Origin of the sequence: Streptomyces sp. Isolate_45, assembly GCF_024721315.2 — a bacterium.
Classification (GTDB): Bacteria; Actinomycetota; Actinomycetes; order Streptomycetales; family Streptomycetaceae; genus Streptomyces.
Genome location: NZ_JANFAK020000012.1, coordinates 49904 through 63221 on the forward strand (window position 1 = coordinate 49904; position 13318 = coordinate 63221).

Below are 13318 nucleotides of genomic sequence, written 5' to 3' on the forward strand. Positions count from 1 at the left end.
CCCGCAGTCGGGCCCCGGCGTCCTCGGGCACGGCCGGGTCGGTGGCACGCCATCGGCGGCCGCCGATGACGACGCCACGGACGCCGTCCACCGTCCGACGCCCCGCGCATACAACCGCCACGGACGGGCACGCGGTGAACACAAGGTGTGGTTGGCGTAGAGAAGGAGTGCCCGTGCTGCCCAGCAAGGTGACCGACAGTGGCGTGCTGATCATTCGTCTGCGGGCGGACCTCGACATCGGCGGCCGCGCCACGGCGGCTTGGGAGATCGACGACCTCCTCACGGCCCACCGGGCGTCGCCCGTCGTCCTGGAGCTGTCCGGCACCTCAGTGAGCCCCGCGGCCGTGAGCACCGTCGTCCGGGCCCACCGCAACTGCGCCGACGCGGGCGTGCCGCTGGCCGTGGTCGCCTCCGGTCCGGAGGACCGGCGCGCCCTGGTCGTCGGCGTCGGCGCGCACGCGCCGGACGTCCACGCCACCGTGCCGCAGGCAGTCGCCGCCGTCGAGGCCCTCTCCGCCGCGGTCGGCGCCGCCGCGTAGTCCCGGGCCCACGGCCAGGTGGAACCGGCCGTACCGCGCCTGCCGCGCCGACGGGTGACCCGACCGGCACGGCACCCCGGCCGATCGGCCGGGCCTCGCGGGTCCGGCCTGCCGCCGGGGCTAGTGTGGGACTGTCCCTCCCCCGTGCGCGGCAGATGAGGCTGGTGACCGTGTCGACATCGAGTCACGACATCCCGGGGGCGCCCTGCTGGGTCAGCCTGTTGGTCCGGGACCCCGATTCCGCGCAGCGTTTCTACGCGGGCGTGCTCGGCTGGGAGTTCCGGCCCACCCGGTTCGGGGACGATTTCGCCGTGGCCTTCCGGGACGGTGCTCCCGTCGCGGGCATCGGCTCCGTCACCGACGTCTTCCGCGTCCCGGCGGCGTGGACTCCGTACTTCGCCGTCGAGGACGCGGACGTCGTCGCCTCCAGGATCCGTGAGCGGGGCGCCACCATGGCCGTCGGCCCCCTGGCCTTCGGCACCGGGCGCGCGGGGTTGGCCGCCGACCCCGCCGGAGCCGTCTTCGGGATCTGGGAGGGCGTCGTCATCCCCGACTGGTCGGTGGGACGCGGAAGCGCCCCGGCCTGGCTCGAACTGCGGACGCGCGACGCGTTCGCCGCCGCGATCTTCTACGGGGAGGTCCTCGACTGGGCCGGCGAGCTGCCCGGTTGCTGTGTCGTGTCCTACGAACACGACCACGTCGTCCTGCGTCACGGACGCGACACCATCGCCCGGATCCGCGGCGGCGCGCTCGAAGCGGCGCCGGACCCCGAGGTCCGCCCACGCTGGCACGTCCACTTCCGGGTCCCCGACCTGGAGGCGGCGATGGAAGCCGCCGACCGGATGGGCGGCCGGACCGCGTCCCCGGTCGAGAACTCCCCCACGAGCCGACGGGTCGTCCTCGTCGACCCCGACGGGGCCCCCTTCACCGTGGTCGCGCCGCGCACCGCGGGCACCTGACCGGCATCGTGCACCTGACCGGCACCGCGCCCCTGGGCGGGACGGCTTCGTCCCGGCGGACGGGACCGGCCCCCGGTCAGTGGTGGCCGGCGATGGTCCGGGTGATCCAGTCCTTGTACGCGGACACCGACGTCCAGATGCCGGGACCGCTCCCGCAGTGCGGGTCGACCGCGTAGTCGCCGTCGCCGGAGGTCACGCCGACCAGTTCCCAGCGGCCGCCCACGCGCTGGACCTGCGGTCCACCGGAATCCCCGGAGCAGGCCATCGCGCCGCGGACCCGGCTGCTGGTGCAGAGCTCGCCCTTGCCGTTGATGTCCATGCAGTCGGCCGTGGCGGTCCGCCGCGTGTTCAGCTCCTGCAGACGGTCGGGGAACACCCACCGCCCGGGCTCCGGGTCGTCGACCACGGTGCCGAAGCCGATCACCCGGGTGTCGGCGCCCACCGCCGGGGCGCGGCCCGCGATGCGGACGGGCTGCTGACGGACGGGGCGGTCCAACTTCAGGAGGGCGATGTCGTCGTTCGAGCGCTTGTCGCCGGAGGCGTCGAAGCCGGGGTGGACGACCTTCGCGACGATCTTACGGACGGTGCCCCCCGCCTTCCGGTGATCGCTACCGACGCGGACCGTCCCGCTCGGGTGCGCGGGCATCACCTCCTGCGCGCAGTGTCCGGCCGTCACGACCCACTGCGGAGCGATCAGGGCCCCTCCGCACATGGCGTCGAGGGAGCCCTCGCCGTCCCCCGGGGTCATGGGGATCGCCACCATGAACGGGTACGGCTCGGAGGAATCCGTTCCGCGCACGATCGCCTGGGCTCCGGTTCCCGTCGCCGCCGTGTACAGAACGGCGACCGCCCCCACGGCCACCGCCCGGGTCAGCAGACGGCGCCCCTGCCGGGGCCGCGCGGCCTGCTGTCGGTGTCGGGCGTGCAGTGGGGCGGAACCAGCCATGACGGAAACTTTCGCGCGGGGGCGGTGGGCAATCGGACCGAGTGCTTCCGGTCGCGGTTCCTGTTCCCCGTCCACGCCGCGCTACACCTACGGCGCCCCGCACGTCCGGGAGGGGGCTCACAGCCGCCAGTACGCGCCCGCACGGGAATCGACGTGCACCACGTGCCGGCCGACCCGCACCACGTGGTGGTCCGGGCCGGACCAGGAGCCGGTGGCTCCGTCGGCGCCGGGCAGCGGTGTCCAGACCTCCAGGAAGGTGCTGCCGTCCGGGTTGGTGCCCCGCTCGACGAGGTCGGCGCCGTCCCACCGGAGGGTGCCGGTGTCCTCGCCGGGCTCGCCCGTGAGGTGGTGGAAGCGCACCTGGGAGCCGTCGAAGGAGGTCGTACCGGCGAAGCCCCGGCTGTCGGCGTAGTAGCGCCCGGCCTGCAGCCACACCACTTCACGGTCCTCGACGAGGGGTCCGCCGTCCCGGCTGATGCCGCGCCGGAGCCAGGCGCCGCGCTCGGGCGCCGGGACGCCGGGCCCGTCCGGGTGGCGGCCCGCCGGCTCAGGCCCGGTCATGGGCGGCGGGGTCGTAGTCCACGGCCAGGAGCGTCAGCGGTACGTTGCCGCGCACCGCCTGCGCGTACGGGCAGACCGCGTCGGCCCGGTGCAGCAGGGGCTGGAGGTCCGCCGCCGCCCACCCCGGCAGGCTCACGGTGAGGGCGACCGCCAGGCCGTAGCCGGCGGGCGTGTCCGTGGTGCCGAGCCGCACCTCGCAGGCCACGTGCGCGGCCGAGGCGTCCGCCCCGTACTCGGCGGCGACCTCGGCGAGCGCGGAGGTGAAGCAGGCGGCGAAACCGGCTGCGAACAGTTGTTCGGGATTGGTGGCGCCGGGCACCTTCTTGCGCGGCGGGGCCAGACGGAGGTCCAGGCGCCGGTCATCCGTGCGGACGGAGCCGGTACGGCCCCCGACGGCGTGCGCGGTCGTCTCGTACAGGGTGCTGGTGAGTGGCACGGCCATGGCGTTCGGCCCATCTCGCTCGACGAGGACGCTGCCCGGGTTCGGACAGCGGACGGCGCCGCTCGTGCGGCACCTCGCGCGTCGTCGTGCGTAACCGGGTACGGCGCATCTCGTCCGGGGCCGCGGGTCCGGCCGCCGGAAAATCTAGCAACGGCGGCCGGACGCCGGGGAAGGGCCGACGGTGACCTTCCTCACCCGCCGCCGACCCGCCCGCGCCCAGGAAGTCCGGGTCGGTGGCTGCTGCGGTACGCCCCGGCGCCCGTTCGGGTCCGGATTTCACCCGGTCGGGCCAGGCGGGATCGGTCGGCGCGGATCTCCGCGGCGAGCCCGCGGCGGAGGGCGCCGCCGTCGCGTCCGGGGCGCCACGGGCCCGACGGGATCCGTACGGAAACGGCCCGCGCCCGGCGGGCTCCGCACGGGGCACACGCCTGCCCAGGACCTGTCGTCGAACTCCCGTCGTCGCCCGGAGGGCGGCCTCGCGGACGGGAGGTTGACGACAGGCCCAAGGACGGGGCGCACGGCGCCCCGTCCCATGTTTACCTTCCCCCATGGATATCTCCGCGGGACGTCCGTACCCGCTCGGCGCGACCCACGACGGCTCGGGAACGAACTTCGCCCTCTTCTCCGACTGCGCGCAGAAGGTGGAGCTCTGTCTCATCGGCGAGGACGGCGGCGAGCAGCGGATCGCGCTTCCGGAGGTGGACGGTGGCGTGTGGCACGGCCGGGTGGCCGGCGTCGGCCCCGGGCAGCGGTACGGCTACCGCGTCCACGGACCCTGGAACCCCGACGAGGGCCTGCGGTGCAATCCCGCCAAGCTGCTGCTCGACCCCTACGCGCGGGCGATCGACGGCCAGGTCGACGGCGATCCCTCCCTGAACGGGCACTCCACGGCGGACCCGGGCCGTCCGGACGACCGCGACAGCCTGGGCCACGTCCCGCTCGGCGTCGTGACGGGCGGGGAGTTCGACTGGGAGGGCGACCGCCCACCGGGCCACGCGTTCCACGACTCCGTGATCTACGAAGCTCACGTGAAGGGGCTGACCTTCCGCCACCCGGAGGTGCCGGAGGAACTGCGGGGCACGTACGCGGGGGTCGCGCACCCGGCCGTCGTCCAACACCTCCTGGCGCTCGGCGTCACCGCCCTCGAACTCATGCCGGTGCACCAGTTCACCCAGGACGGCTTCCTCACCGACCGGGGCCTGTCGAACTACTGGGGCTACAACACCATCGGCTTCTTCGCCCCCCACCATGCCTACGCGGCCGCGGGGAGCCTCGGGGGCCAGGTCTCCGAGTTCAAGACGATGGTCAAGGAGCTGCACCGGGCGGGCATCGAGGTCATTCTCGACGTGGTCTACAACCACACGGCCGAGGGCAACGAGCAGGGGCCCACCCTGTCCTTCCGGGGCATCGACAACCCCTCCTACTACCGCCTGGTCGACGACAGCCCCGCCCATTACTTCGACACCACGGGCACCGGCAACAGCCTCCTGATGCGACACCCAGCCGTCCTTCAGCTGATCATGGACTCGCTGCGGTACTGGGTCACCGAGATGCACGTGGACGGTTTCAGGTTCGACCTCGCGGCCACCCTGGCCCGCCAGTTCCACGACGTCGACAAGCTCTCCGCCTTCTTCGACATCGTCCACCAGGATCCGGTCATCAGTCGGGTCAAGCTCATCGCCGAGCCCTGGGACATCGGGGAGGGCGGCTATCAGGTCGGGAACTTCCCCGCCCTGTGGAGCGAGTGGAACGGGCGCTACCGCGATGCCGTCCGCTCCTTCTGGCGGGGGGACGAAGCCTCCCTGCCGGAGTTCGCCGCCCGCATCGCCGGCTCCGCCGACCTGTACCAGTCCGACCGCAGACGCCCCCGCGCCGGCATCAACTTCATCACCGCGCACGACGGTTTCACCCTGCGCGACCTGGTTTCCTACAACGACCGCCACAACGAGGCCAACGGCGAGGACGGCCGCGACGGCGACGCCGACAACCGGTCCTGGAACTGCGGTGCGGAGGGCCCCAGCGACGACGAGGGGATCCGCCGCCTGCGGGCACGGCAACAGCGCAACATGATGGCGACCCTCTGTCTGTCCCTGGGCGTGCCCATGATCGCCCACGGTGACGAGCTGGGCCGCACCCAGGACGGCAACAACAACGTCTACTGCCAGGACAACGAACTCGCCTGGGTGGACTGGGGCCTCGGCGCGGAGCACGCCGAGCTGCTGGCGTTCACCCGCAGGGCACTGGCCCTGCGGCGCGCGCAACCCGTCCTGCGCAGACGGCGCTTCCCGCAGGGCGCTCCCACGGACGCGGCCGCGCCGGTCGCCGACATCGTCTGGCTCGGGCCGGACGGCATGAGCATGACGCCGGAGGACTGGGACCGGCCCGACGCGCGCCGCATCGGCGTCTACCTCTGCGGGGACAACCTCACGGCGGACGGCGGCGACGCGGCCGGCGCGCGGCCGGACTCGCTGCTGCTGATGTTCAACGCCTCGGCCGAGGACACCTCCTACCGGCTTCCGCCCGCCGCCTACGGGGAGACCTGGACGGTGGCCCTGGACACCGCCCTCGACGGTGACGACGCGCAGGACGAGATCGAGATCAAGGCGACGGCGACGACCGTACTGACCGCCCGCAGCATGCGGGTCCTGCGCCGCCCGGCCAGGAGGGCCTGATCCCGGCCCGGCGGCCCGACCGACCGCCGACGCACGCGGATCCGGCCCGTGATCAGCGGGATAGGGTGCGGCATGTCCAACGCGCCGCTCGACCTGTCCGCCCTGGAGCGCCTGCCGCTCCTCTCCCGCGTGGAGGACGGCCGGGTCCTGCCGATGCTCCTGTGGGTGCCCGGCCGGAGTCGTCGCATGATCTCCAGCGCCCCGCTGGGCGGAGGCATCGGAGAGCGCCGGTGGGTGCTCAACGCCCAAGTGGCCCACGGATACCGGCGGATGGATCCGGACGTCCACCTCGCCGGACTCGCGGCGCGGGCCGGGGCACCGGGGTCGGGCGTGGGCCTCATGACGGCCGCCCCGGTCGCCGATCACGGCGTCGCCTCGGACGGGGGCGTGCGGGCCCTGGCGTCCGCCGGACTCGGGGTGCGGGGTTGGGCCGCCTACCCGGCCCCGGGCGTCCCGGGGCCGAGACCGGCGGGGACGATCAACATCGTCGTGTCCGTGCCCGTCGCCCTCTCCGACGCGGCCCTGGTCAACGCGGTCGCCACGGCCACCGAGGCCAAGGTCCAGGCCCTGCGCGACGCGGGCGTGGACGCCTCCGGTACGCCGACCGATGCCGTGTGCGTCGCCGCGCTGCGGCCCTCGGACGGGCATCCGGCCGAACCCTTCGCCGGCCCGCGGTCGGTCTGGGGGGCGCGGCTGGCCCGGGCCGTGCACGGGGCCACCTACCAGGCGTGTCTGCGGAGCGAGAGCCCCGGGCGGCTCCTCGCTCCGGGAGGGACGGGGAACCGCTCGGGGGGCCGCGTCAGCGGTGGGTGAAGTCCGGGGACCTCTTGTCCACGAAGGCGCTCATGCCCTCCTTCTGGTCGGCGGTGGCGAAGACGGCGTGGAAGAGGCGGCGTTCGAAGCGGACGCCTTCGGCGAGGGTCGTCTCGAAGGCCCGGTTCACCGCCTCCTTGGCCATCATCGCGACGGGCGCGGACATGCCGGCGACCGTTTCGGCGACGGCCAGGGCCTCGGCCATCAGTTGGTCGGCCGGGACGATGCGGGAGACGAGTCCGGCCCGCTCGGCCTCGGCGGCGTCCATGGTCCGGCCGGTGAGGCAGAGTTCCATGGCCTTGGCCTTGCCGACGGCCCGGGTGAGGCGCTGGGAGCCGCCGATGCCGGGGATGACGCCGAGTTTGATCTCGGGCTGGCCGAAGACGGCGGTGTCGGCGGCGAGGAGGATGTCGCAGAGCATGGCCAGTTCGCAGCCGCCGCCCAGGGCGTAGCCGGATACGGCGGCGACGGTGGGGGTGCGCAGGTTGCCCAGGCGGTCCCAGGCGGTGAACCAGTCGGTGAGGTACATGTCCATGTACCCCTGCGGCTGCATCTCCTTGATGTCCGCGCCCGCCGCGAAGGCCTTGGCGGAGCCGGTGAGGACGATGCACCCGACGTCCGGGTCCCGGTCGAGTGCCTCGGTCGCGGCCACGACCTCGTTCATCACCTGAAGGTTGAGCGCGTTGAGCGCCTTCGGCCGGTTGAGGGTGAGGAGGGCGCTGCGGCCCTTGCGCTCGACGAGGATCGTCTCGTGGTCGGTGGTCCCGGTCACGGGGTGGTTCCCTTCGGTGCCTCGGTCGCCGCGTCCCGCAGGACGTGGACGATTGCGGAGAAGTCCTGGGTGGCGCCGCTCGCCTCGGCGAACGCGGCGTACATGTCGGCCGCGCGCAGGCCGAGGCCGGCTTCGATGCCGCCGGCCCGCAGGGCGTTGGCGGCGAGGCCGAGGTCCTTGGCCATGAGCGGGGCGGCGAATCCGGGTCGGTAGTCGCGGTTGGCGGGACTGGCCGGGACCGGTCCGGGGACGGGGCAGTTGGTGGTGAGCGCCCAGCACTGGCCGGAGGCGGTGGAGGCGACGTCGTACAGGGCCTGGTGGGAGAGGCCCAGGCTTTCGCCGAGGACGAAGGCCTCGCTGACGGCGATCATCGAGATGCCGAGGATCATGTTGTTGCAGATCTTCGCGGCCTGGCCCGCTCCCGGGCCCCCGCAGTGCACCGTCTTCTTCCCCATGGCCGACAACAGGGGTTCGGCCTCGGCGAACTCCGCCTCGCCGCCGCCCGCCATGAAGGTGAGGGTCGCCGCTTCGGCGCCCATCACCCCGCCCGATACGGGTGCGTCCAGCGCCCGTTGCCCGGCGCCGGCGGCCGCCTCGTGGGCGGCTCGGGCGTCGGCGACGTCGATGGTGGAACAGTCGACGAACAGGGTGCCGGGCTTGGCTGCCGCCAGCAGGCCCTCGTCTCGGTAGAGGGCCAGGACGTGCCGCCCGGCGGGGAGCATGGTGATCACCACGTCCGCCTCGGCGGCGGCCACCGGCGCGGAGTCCACGATCTCCACCCCGGCCGTCGAGGCCGCGGCCAGGGCGTCCGGGGCCAGGTCGAAACCGAGGACGCGGTGGCCGGCCGCGACGAGGTTGGCGGCCATCGGGCCGCCCATGTGGCCGAGGCCGACGAAAGCGATGACGGTGGTCACCAGGGCACCTCCTGGAAGGCATCGGGGGCGGCGACGGCCGGCTCGCTGTCGTCGTCGAGCGGTGCGAAGTAGCGGGCCGTGTCGGCCTCCGTCACGTCGGAGAGCCGGGCGGGCGACCAACGGGGGTTGCGGTCCTTGTCGATGACCTGGGCACGGATGCCCTCGACGAGGTCGGGCGAGGACAGGGCCGCGCAGGACACGCGGTACTCCTGTTCCAGCACCCGTTCCAGCGGCCCGAGGCCGCGGGCCCGGCGCAGCGCGGCCAGGGTGACCTTCAGGGCGGTGGGAGACTTCGTGGCCAAGGTGGCCGCCGCCTGCTTCGCCGCCGGGTCGTCGGCGGCGAGGAGCCGGTCGATCACCTCCTCCACGGTGTCGACCGCGTAGCAGTGGTCGATCCACTCGCGGTGGGAGCCGAGCTCCCCGGCGGGGGCCGGACCCACGTGCGCGGCGAGGGCGTCGTGCACGCGGCCGTGGGCGAGGTCCGCGACCAGCGCTCCGAGCCGTTCGGCGGGTACGAAGTGGTCGGCGAGGCCGCAGAGCAGCGCGTCGGCGGCGCCGACCGGCGCGCCCGTCAGGGCCAGGTGGGTGCCCAGTTCGCCGGGTGCCAGGGCGAGGAGGTAGGTGCCGCCGACGTCGGGGACGAATCCGATGCCGGTCTCGGGCATGGCGACCCGGGAGCGTTCGGTGACGATCCGGACCGAGCCGTGGGCGGAGATGCCGACGCCGCCGCCCATGACGATGCCGTCCATGAGGGCGACGTACGGTTTCGGATAGCGGGCGATCAGCGCGTTGAGCCGGTACTCGTCGCGCCAGAAGGCCGCCGAGGCGGTGCCTCCCGTGCGGGCGTCCTCGTGGATCGCCCGGATGTCGCCGCCGGCACAGAGCCCGCGCTCCCCCGCCCCGGAGATCACCACCGTCCGCACCGCGGGGTCGTCGCGCCAGGCCGTCAGGGCTTCCTCGATGCGCAGCACCATGGAGTGGCTGAGGGCGTTGAGGGCCTTGGGGCGGTTGAGGACCAGCCGGCCGGCCCCGCCCTCCACCCGGACGAGGACGTCGTCCTCCTCCCCGCTCATCGCAGAGCCTCCGTCAGGCCGCGGGCGACGATGACGCGCATGATCTCGTTGGTCCCTTCCAGGATCTGGTGCACACGGAGATCGCGGACGATCTTCTCGATGCCGTACTCGCTCAAATAGCCGTATCCGCCGTGGAGTTGGAGCGCCTCGTTGGCGACGGCGAAGCCGGTGTCGGTGGCGAACCGCTTGGCCATCGCGCACAGCTGCGCGCCCTGCGGGTCGGCGCGGTCCAGCGCCTCGGCGGCCGTACGGACCAGCGCGCGGGCGGCGGAGAGTTCGGTCGCCATGTCGGCGAGGCGGAACTGGAGCGCCTGGGCGTCCAGGAGCCGGGCCCCGAAGGCCTCCCGGTCCGCCAGGTACGCGAGGCTGCGGTCCAGCGCGCTCTGGGCGCCGCCCAGGGAGCAGGCGGCGATGCCGAGGCGGCCGCCATTGAGGCCGTTCATGGCGATGCGGAAGCCGTCGCCCTCGGCGCCGAGCCGACGGTCGGCGGGGACGCGCACGCCGTCGAGGACGACCTGCCGGGTGGGCTGGGCGTTCCAGCCCATCTTGTGCTCGTTGGGTCCGAAGGAGACCCCGGGGTCCTCGCGCTCGATGACGAACGCCGAGATCCCGCCGGACCCGCTCTCGCCCGTGCGGGCCATGACCACGTAGACGCCGGCGGCCCCGGCTCCGGAGATGAACTGCTTGACGCCGGTCAGGACGTAGTGTTCGCCGTCCCGTTCGGCACGGGTGCGCAGCGCGGCGGCGTCGGAGCCGGCGCCGGGCTCGGTGAGGCAGTAGCTGCCCAGGGTGGCGGCGGTGCACAGGCTCGGCAGCCAGCGGCGCCGCTGGGCGGCGTCCCCGTAGCGGTCGATCATCCAGGCGACCATGTTGTGGATGGAGAGGTAGCCGGCGATCGACGGGCAGCCGGTCGCCAGGGTCTCGAGGACGAGGACCCCGTCGGAGCGGGTGAGGCCGGAGCCGCCGTGCTCCTCGCGGACGTAGACGCCGCCGAGGCCGAGTGAGGCGGCCCGGCGGATGACGTCGACGGGGAAGTGCTTGGCCTGGTCCCAGGCGACGGCGTGGGGGGCCAACTGCTCCTGGGCGAAGTCGAGGGTGACCTCGGCGAGGGCGAGCTGGTCCTCGGTGAGGGTGGTCACGGCGTTCATCCCATCGTCGGGATGGTGAAGCTCGCGCTCTCCTTGGCCCCGGAGGGCCAGCGCGAGGTGACGGTCTTGGTCCGGGTGTAGAAGCGGATCGAGTCGGGGCCGTGCTGGTTCAGGTCGCCGAAACCGGACCGCTTCCAGCCGCCGAAGGTGTGGTAGGCCACGGGCACGGGGATCGGCACGTTGACCCCGACCATGCCCGCGCCCACCCGGCGGGTGAAGTCGCGTGCGGTGTCCCCGTCACGGGTGAAGATCGCGACGCCGTTGCCGTAGGGGTGCTCGGTGGGCAGGCGCAGTGCTTCCTCGTAGTCGGCGGCCCGTACGACGGACAGCACCGGGCCGAAGATCTCCTCGCGGTAGATCCGCATCTGCGGGGTGACTCGGTCGAAGAGGGTGGCTCCGGCGAAATAGCCGTCCTCGTGGCCGGGCAGGGTGAACCCGCGTCCGTCGACGACGAGTTCGGCGCCCTCGGTGGCTCCGATGCCGACGTAGCGGTTCACCCGGTCGAGCGCGTCCCGGCTGACCAGGGGTCCGAAGTCGACCTCGGGGTCGTCGGAGCGGCCGACGCGCAGGGTGGAGATGCGTTCCGCCAGCTTCGCCACCAGGGCGTTCGCGGTCTCCTCGCCGACGGGGACGGCGACGGCGATGGCCATGCAGCGTTCGCCCGCCGAGCCGTAGCCGGCGCCGATGAGTGCTTCCACGGCCTGGTCGAGGTCCGCGTCGGGCATCACGATCATGTGGTTCTTGGCGCCGCCGAAGCACTGCGCGCGCTTGCCGTGGGAGGCGGCGGTGGCGTAGATGTGCGCGGCGATCGGGGTGGAGCCGACGAAGCCGAGGGCCTGGACGCGGGGGTCCTCGAGGAGGGTGTCGACGGTTTCCTTGCCGCCGTTGACCACGTTGAGGACGCCGGGCGGCAGTCCGGCCTCCAGGAACAGTTCGGCCAGGCGCAGCGGGACGGACGGGTCCCGCTCGGAGGGCTTCAGGATGAAGGAGTTTCCGCAGGCAAGGGCGGGTGCGGCCTGCCAAAGGGGAATCATCGCGGGGAAGTTGAAGGGGGTGATCCCGGCGACCACGCCCAGCGGGGAGCGCAGCGAGTGCACGTCGATCCCGGTGCCCGCGTTGTCGGTGAACTCACCCTTCAGCAGGTGCGGTACGCCGGCGGCGAACTCGACTACTTCCAGGCCGCGTTGCAGGTCTCCGTGGGCGTCGGCGACGGTCTTGCCGTGCTCGGAGGACAGCAGTCGGGCCAGCGAGTCCCTTTCGCTCTCGACGAGTTGGAGGAAGCGCAGCATGACGCGGGCGCGTCGCTGCGGGTTCCACCGACCCCATTCCAGTTGCGCCTCCTCCGCGTTGGCGATCGCCGCCTCGGTGTCGGCGCGCCCGGCCAGGGGGACCCTGGCCTGCACCGCGCCGGTGTTGGGGTCGTACACGTCGGCGAAGAGACCGGACGTGCCGGTCGTGTGCTTGCCGCCGATGAAGTGGGTGAGTTCGCGGACCATCGAAGCCTGCTCTCGTCAGGTGAGGATCCGAGGAAGGCGCGGCGCGGGAGCGGTACGGCACCGATCGGGGTGCGGACCGCGGCTCCGACCGCGGGACAGGGAAGGCCCGGGGCCTTCGTCGAGTCACGAACGCGGGGGCAGGGCCTCGCCGTTCGGGTACTCCGCCGGATCACCTGGGCCGTGGTCACGTACCGGTGCCATGCGTGTCAGCTCCATCCTCGTGGACAACACGGATCACCCCGCGGCCGGTATCCTGACTCCCGGATCAACGCGCGCTCTCCGGCCTTCCCGACGGATGGATTCCGTCAGTGGCCTGACCTGCTGAAGAGCGCACTTCCCGGTCACAGTGGCGGGACCGCGCCGGATTCACACCGGCTTCCCTGCACCGCGGGCTTGCCACGAACATATAGTTGGACGTCCTAGTAAGTCCACCCCCCACCCCCGGCGCGGCCGCGTGAAGAACCCCACGGCGCCGGCCGGGTCCTGTTGGTACGGTGCGCCGATGGCAGCGACCAAGAAGTTCCAGGTGACCTTCGACTGCGCGGAACCCGAGCGCCTCGCCCGCTTCTGGTGCGAGGTGTTGGGGTACGTCGCGGCGCCGCCGCCGGAGGGGTTCGCCGGCTGGGACGATTTCAACCGCTCGCAGCCGCCCGAGCAGCGGGATTCCTGGTTCGCCTGTGGTGATCCCTCGGGGGTGGGCCCGCGCCTGTACTTCCAGCGCGTGCCCGAGGGGAAGGCCGCCAAGAACCGGGTGCACCTCGACGTGCGGGTCGGCACCGGACTCGTCGGCGAGGAGCGCCTCGCCGCCCTTGAGGCGGAGTGCGCACGGCTCGTCCCGCTCGGCGCGGTGCACGTGCGAACGCTGTACGACGGCACGGACTCGTGCATCCCGATGCTGGACATCGAGGGCAACGAGTTCTGCGTCGACTGAGGTTCGTCCGATCCGCGCAGGCGCCGGGGATGCCCCTCCGCGGACGCCTCCC

The 13318-nt window shown here is 73.0% G+C and carries 13 protein-coding genes and 2 riboswitches; of the genes, 5 read left to right on the top strand and 8 right to left on the bottom strand.

The annotated features are described in order from the left end of the window. Window positions 1-173: 173 nt before the first annotated feature. Together NOD94_RS06705 and NOD94_RS06710 are read left to right on the top strand one after the other, a co-directional pair. On the top strand, window positions 174-539 hold the full coding sequence (locus NOD94_RS06705; RefSeq protein ID WP_281204791.1) for an STAS domain-containing protein: 366 nt from the start codon (window positions 174-176) through the stop codon (window positions 537-539). Window positions 540-709: 170 nt separating this feature from the next. After that, entirely contained in the window at window positions 710-1498 is a 789-nt protein-coding gene (locus NOD94_RS06710; protein WP_281204792.1) for a VOC family protein, read from the top strand. Window positions 1499-1574: 76 nt separating this feature from the next. On the opposite strand, the gene NOD94_RS06715 is transcribed toward NOD94_RS06710, so the two are convergent. The 3 genes from NOD94_RS06715 to NOD94_RS06725 form a co-directional block, all read right to left on the bottom strand. Then, window positions 1575-2444 carry a serine protease gene (locus NOD94_RS06715; protein ID WP_281204793.1) on the bottom strand — a complete coding sequence of 290 codons (870 nt, stop codon included), beginning with the start codon at window positions 2442-2444 and terminating at the stop codon, window positions 1575-1577. A gap of 117 nt (window positions 2445-2561) precedes the next feature. Next, the gene (locus NOD94_RS06720) at window positions 2562-3005 is read right to left on the bottom strand and encodes a hypothetical protein (RefSeq protein ID WP_281204794.1); all 444 of its coding nucleotides are present in this window, start codon (window positions 3003-3005) and stop codon (window positions 2562-2564) included. Beyond that, entirely contained in the window at window positions 2992-3447 is a 456-nt protein-coding gene (locus NOD94_RS06725) for an Ohr family peroxiredoxin (RefSeq protein ID WP_281204795.1), read from the bottom strand. Before NOD94_RS06725 ends, NOD94_RS06720 begins: the two co-directional genes overlap by 14 nt. 76 nt (window positions 3448-3523) lie before the next feature. After that, window positions 3524-3584, bottom strand: a riboswitch (guanidine-III (ykkC-III) riboswitch). 411 nt (window positions 3585-3995) lie between these two features. Between NOD94_RS06725 and glgX the strand changes: the two genes are divergently transcribed. Both glgX and NOD94_RS06735 read left to right on the top strand, forming a co-directional pair. After that, window positions 3996-6119, top strand: a complete 2124-nt coding sequence (gene glgX, locus NOD94_RS06730; protein ID WP_281204796.1) for a glycogen debranching protein GlgX — start codon at window positions 3996-3998, stop codon at window positions 6117-6119. 72 nt (window positions 6120-6191) lie between these two features. After that, the gene (locus tag NOD94_RS06735) at window positions 6192-6932 is read left to right on the top strand and encodes an adenosylcobinamide amidohydrolase (protein ID WP_281204797.1); all 741 of its coding nucleotides are present in this window, start codon (window positions 6192-6194) and stop codon (window positions 6930-6932) included. Here NOD94_RS06735 and NOD94_RS06740 read toward each other — a convergent pair. The 5 genes from NOD94_RS06740 to NOD94_RS06760 are packed head-to-tail and all read right to left on the bottom strand — an operon-like array spanning window position 6919 to window position 12335. Then, on the bottom strand, window positions 6919-7704 hold the full coding sequence (locus NOD94_RS06740) for an enoyl-CoA hydratase (protein ID WP_281204798.1): 786 nt from the start codon (window positions 7702-7704) through the stop codon (window positions 6919-6921). The two genes, NOD94_RS06735 and NOD94_RS06740, sit on opposite strands and share 14 nt — an antisense overlap. Continuing rightward, entirely contained in the window at window positions 7701-8621 is a 921-nt protein-coding gene (mmsB, locus tag NOD94_RS06745; RefSeq protein WP_281204827.1) for a 3-hydroxyisobutyrate dehydrogenase, read from the bottom strand. Before mmsB ends, NOD94_RS06740 begins: the two co-directional genes overlap by 4 nt. Next, window positions 8615-9691, bottom strand: coding sequence for an enoyl-CoA hydratase/isomerase family protein (locus NOD94_RS06750; RefSeq protein WP_281204799.1), 1077 nt, complete (start codon window positions 9689-9691; stop codon window positions 8615-8617). Before NOD94_RS06750 ends, mmsB begins: the two co-directional genes overlap by 7 nt. Then, window positions 9688-10839 carry an acyl-CoA dehydrogenase family protein gene (locus tag NOD94_RS06755; protein WP_281204800.1) on the bottom strand — a complete coding sequence of 384 codons (1152 nt, stop codon included), beginning with the start codon at window positions 10837-10839 and terminating at the stop codon, window positions 9688-9690. The genes NOD94_RS06750 and NOD94_RS06755 overlap by 4 nt, the downstream gene beginning before the upstream one ends. Beyond that, the gene (locus NOD94_RS06760; protein ID WP_281204801.1) at window positions 10836-12335 is read right to left on the bottom strand and encodes a CoA-acylating methylmalonate-semialdehyde dehydrogenase; all 1500 of its coding nucleotides are present in this window, start codon (window positions 12333-12335) and stop codon (window positions 10836-10838) included. The genes NOD94_RS06755 and NOD94_RS06760 overlap by 4 nt, the downstream gene beginning before the upstream one ends. Before the next feature lie 225 nt (window positions 12336-12560). Further along, window positions 12561-12751, bottom strand: a riboswitch (cobalamin riboswitch). An 86-nt stretch (window positions 12752-12837) separates the two neighbouring features. On the opposite strand from NOD94_RS06760, the gene NOD94_RS06765 reads away from it, so the two are divergent. Further along, window positions 12838-13266, top strand: coding sequence for a VOC family protein (locus NOD94_RS06765; RefSeq protein WP_281204802.1), 429 nt, complete (start codon window positions 12838-12840; stop codon window positions 13264-13266). The last annotated feature ends 52 nt before the right edge of the window (window positions 13267-13318 follow it).

Excerpts from the sequence above, each read along its gene's own strand:
- glgX (WP_281204796.1), top strand. The coding sequence starts at position 3,996 with ATGGATATCTCCGCGGGACGTCCGTACCCGCTCGGCGCGACCCACGAC.
- NOD94_RS06715 (WP_281204793.1), bottom strand. The coding sequence starts at position 2,444 with ATGGCTGGTTCCGCCCCACTGCACGCCCGACACCGACAGCAGGCCGCG.
- NOD94_RS06755 (WP_281204800.1), bottom strand. The coding sequence starts at position 10,839 with ATGAACGCCGTGACCACCCTCACCGAGGACCAGCTCGCCCTCGCCGAG.
- NOD94_RS06735 (WP_281204797.1), top strand. The coding sequence starts at position 6,192 with ATGTCCAACGCGCCGCTCGACCTGTCCGCCCTGGAGCGCCTGCCGCTC.
- NOD94_RS06765 (WP_281204802.1), top strand. The coding sequence starts at position 12,838 with ATGGCAGCGACCAAGAAGTTCCAGGTGACCTTCGACTGCGCGGAACCC.
- NOD94_RS06725 (WP_281204795.1), bottom strand. The coding sequence starts at position 3,447 with ATGGCCGTGCCACTCACCAGCACCCTGTACGAGACGACCGCGCACGCC.
- NOD94_RS06760 (WP_281204801.1), bottom strand. The coding sequence starts at position 12,335 with ATGGTCCGCGAACTCACCCACTTCATCGGCGGCAAGCACACGACCGGC.
- NOD94_RS06750 (WP_281204799.1), bottom strand. The coding sequence starts at position 9,691 with ATGAGCGGGGAGGAGGACGACGTCCTCGTCCGGGTGGAGGGCGGGGCC.
- NOD94_RS06720 (WP_281204794.1), bottom strand. The coding sequence starts at position 3,005 with ATGACCGGGCCTGAGCCGGCGGGCCGCCACCCGGACGGGCCCGGCGTC.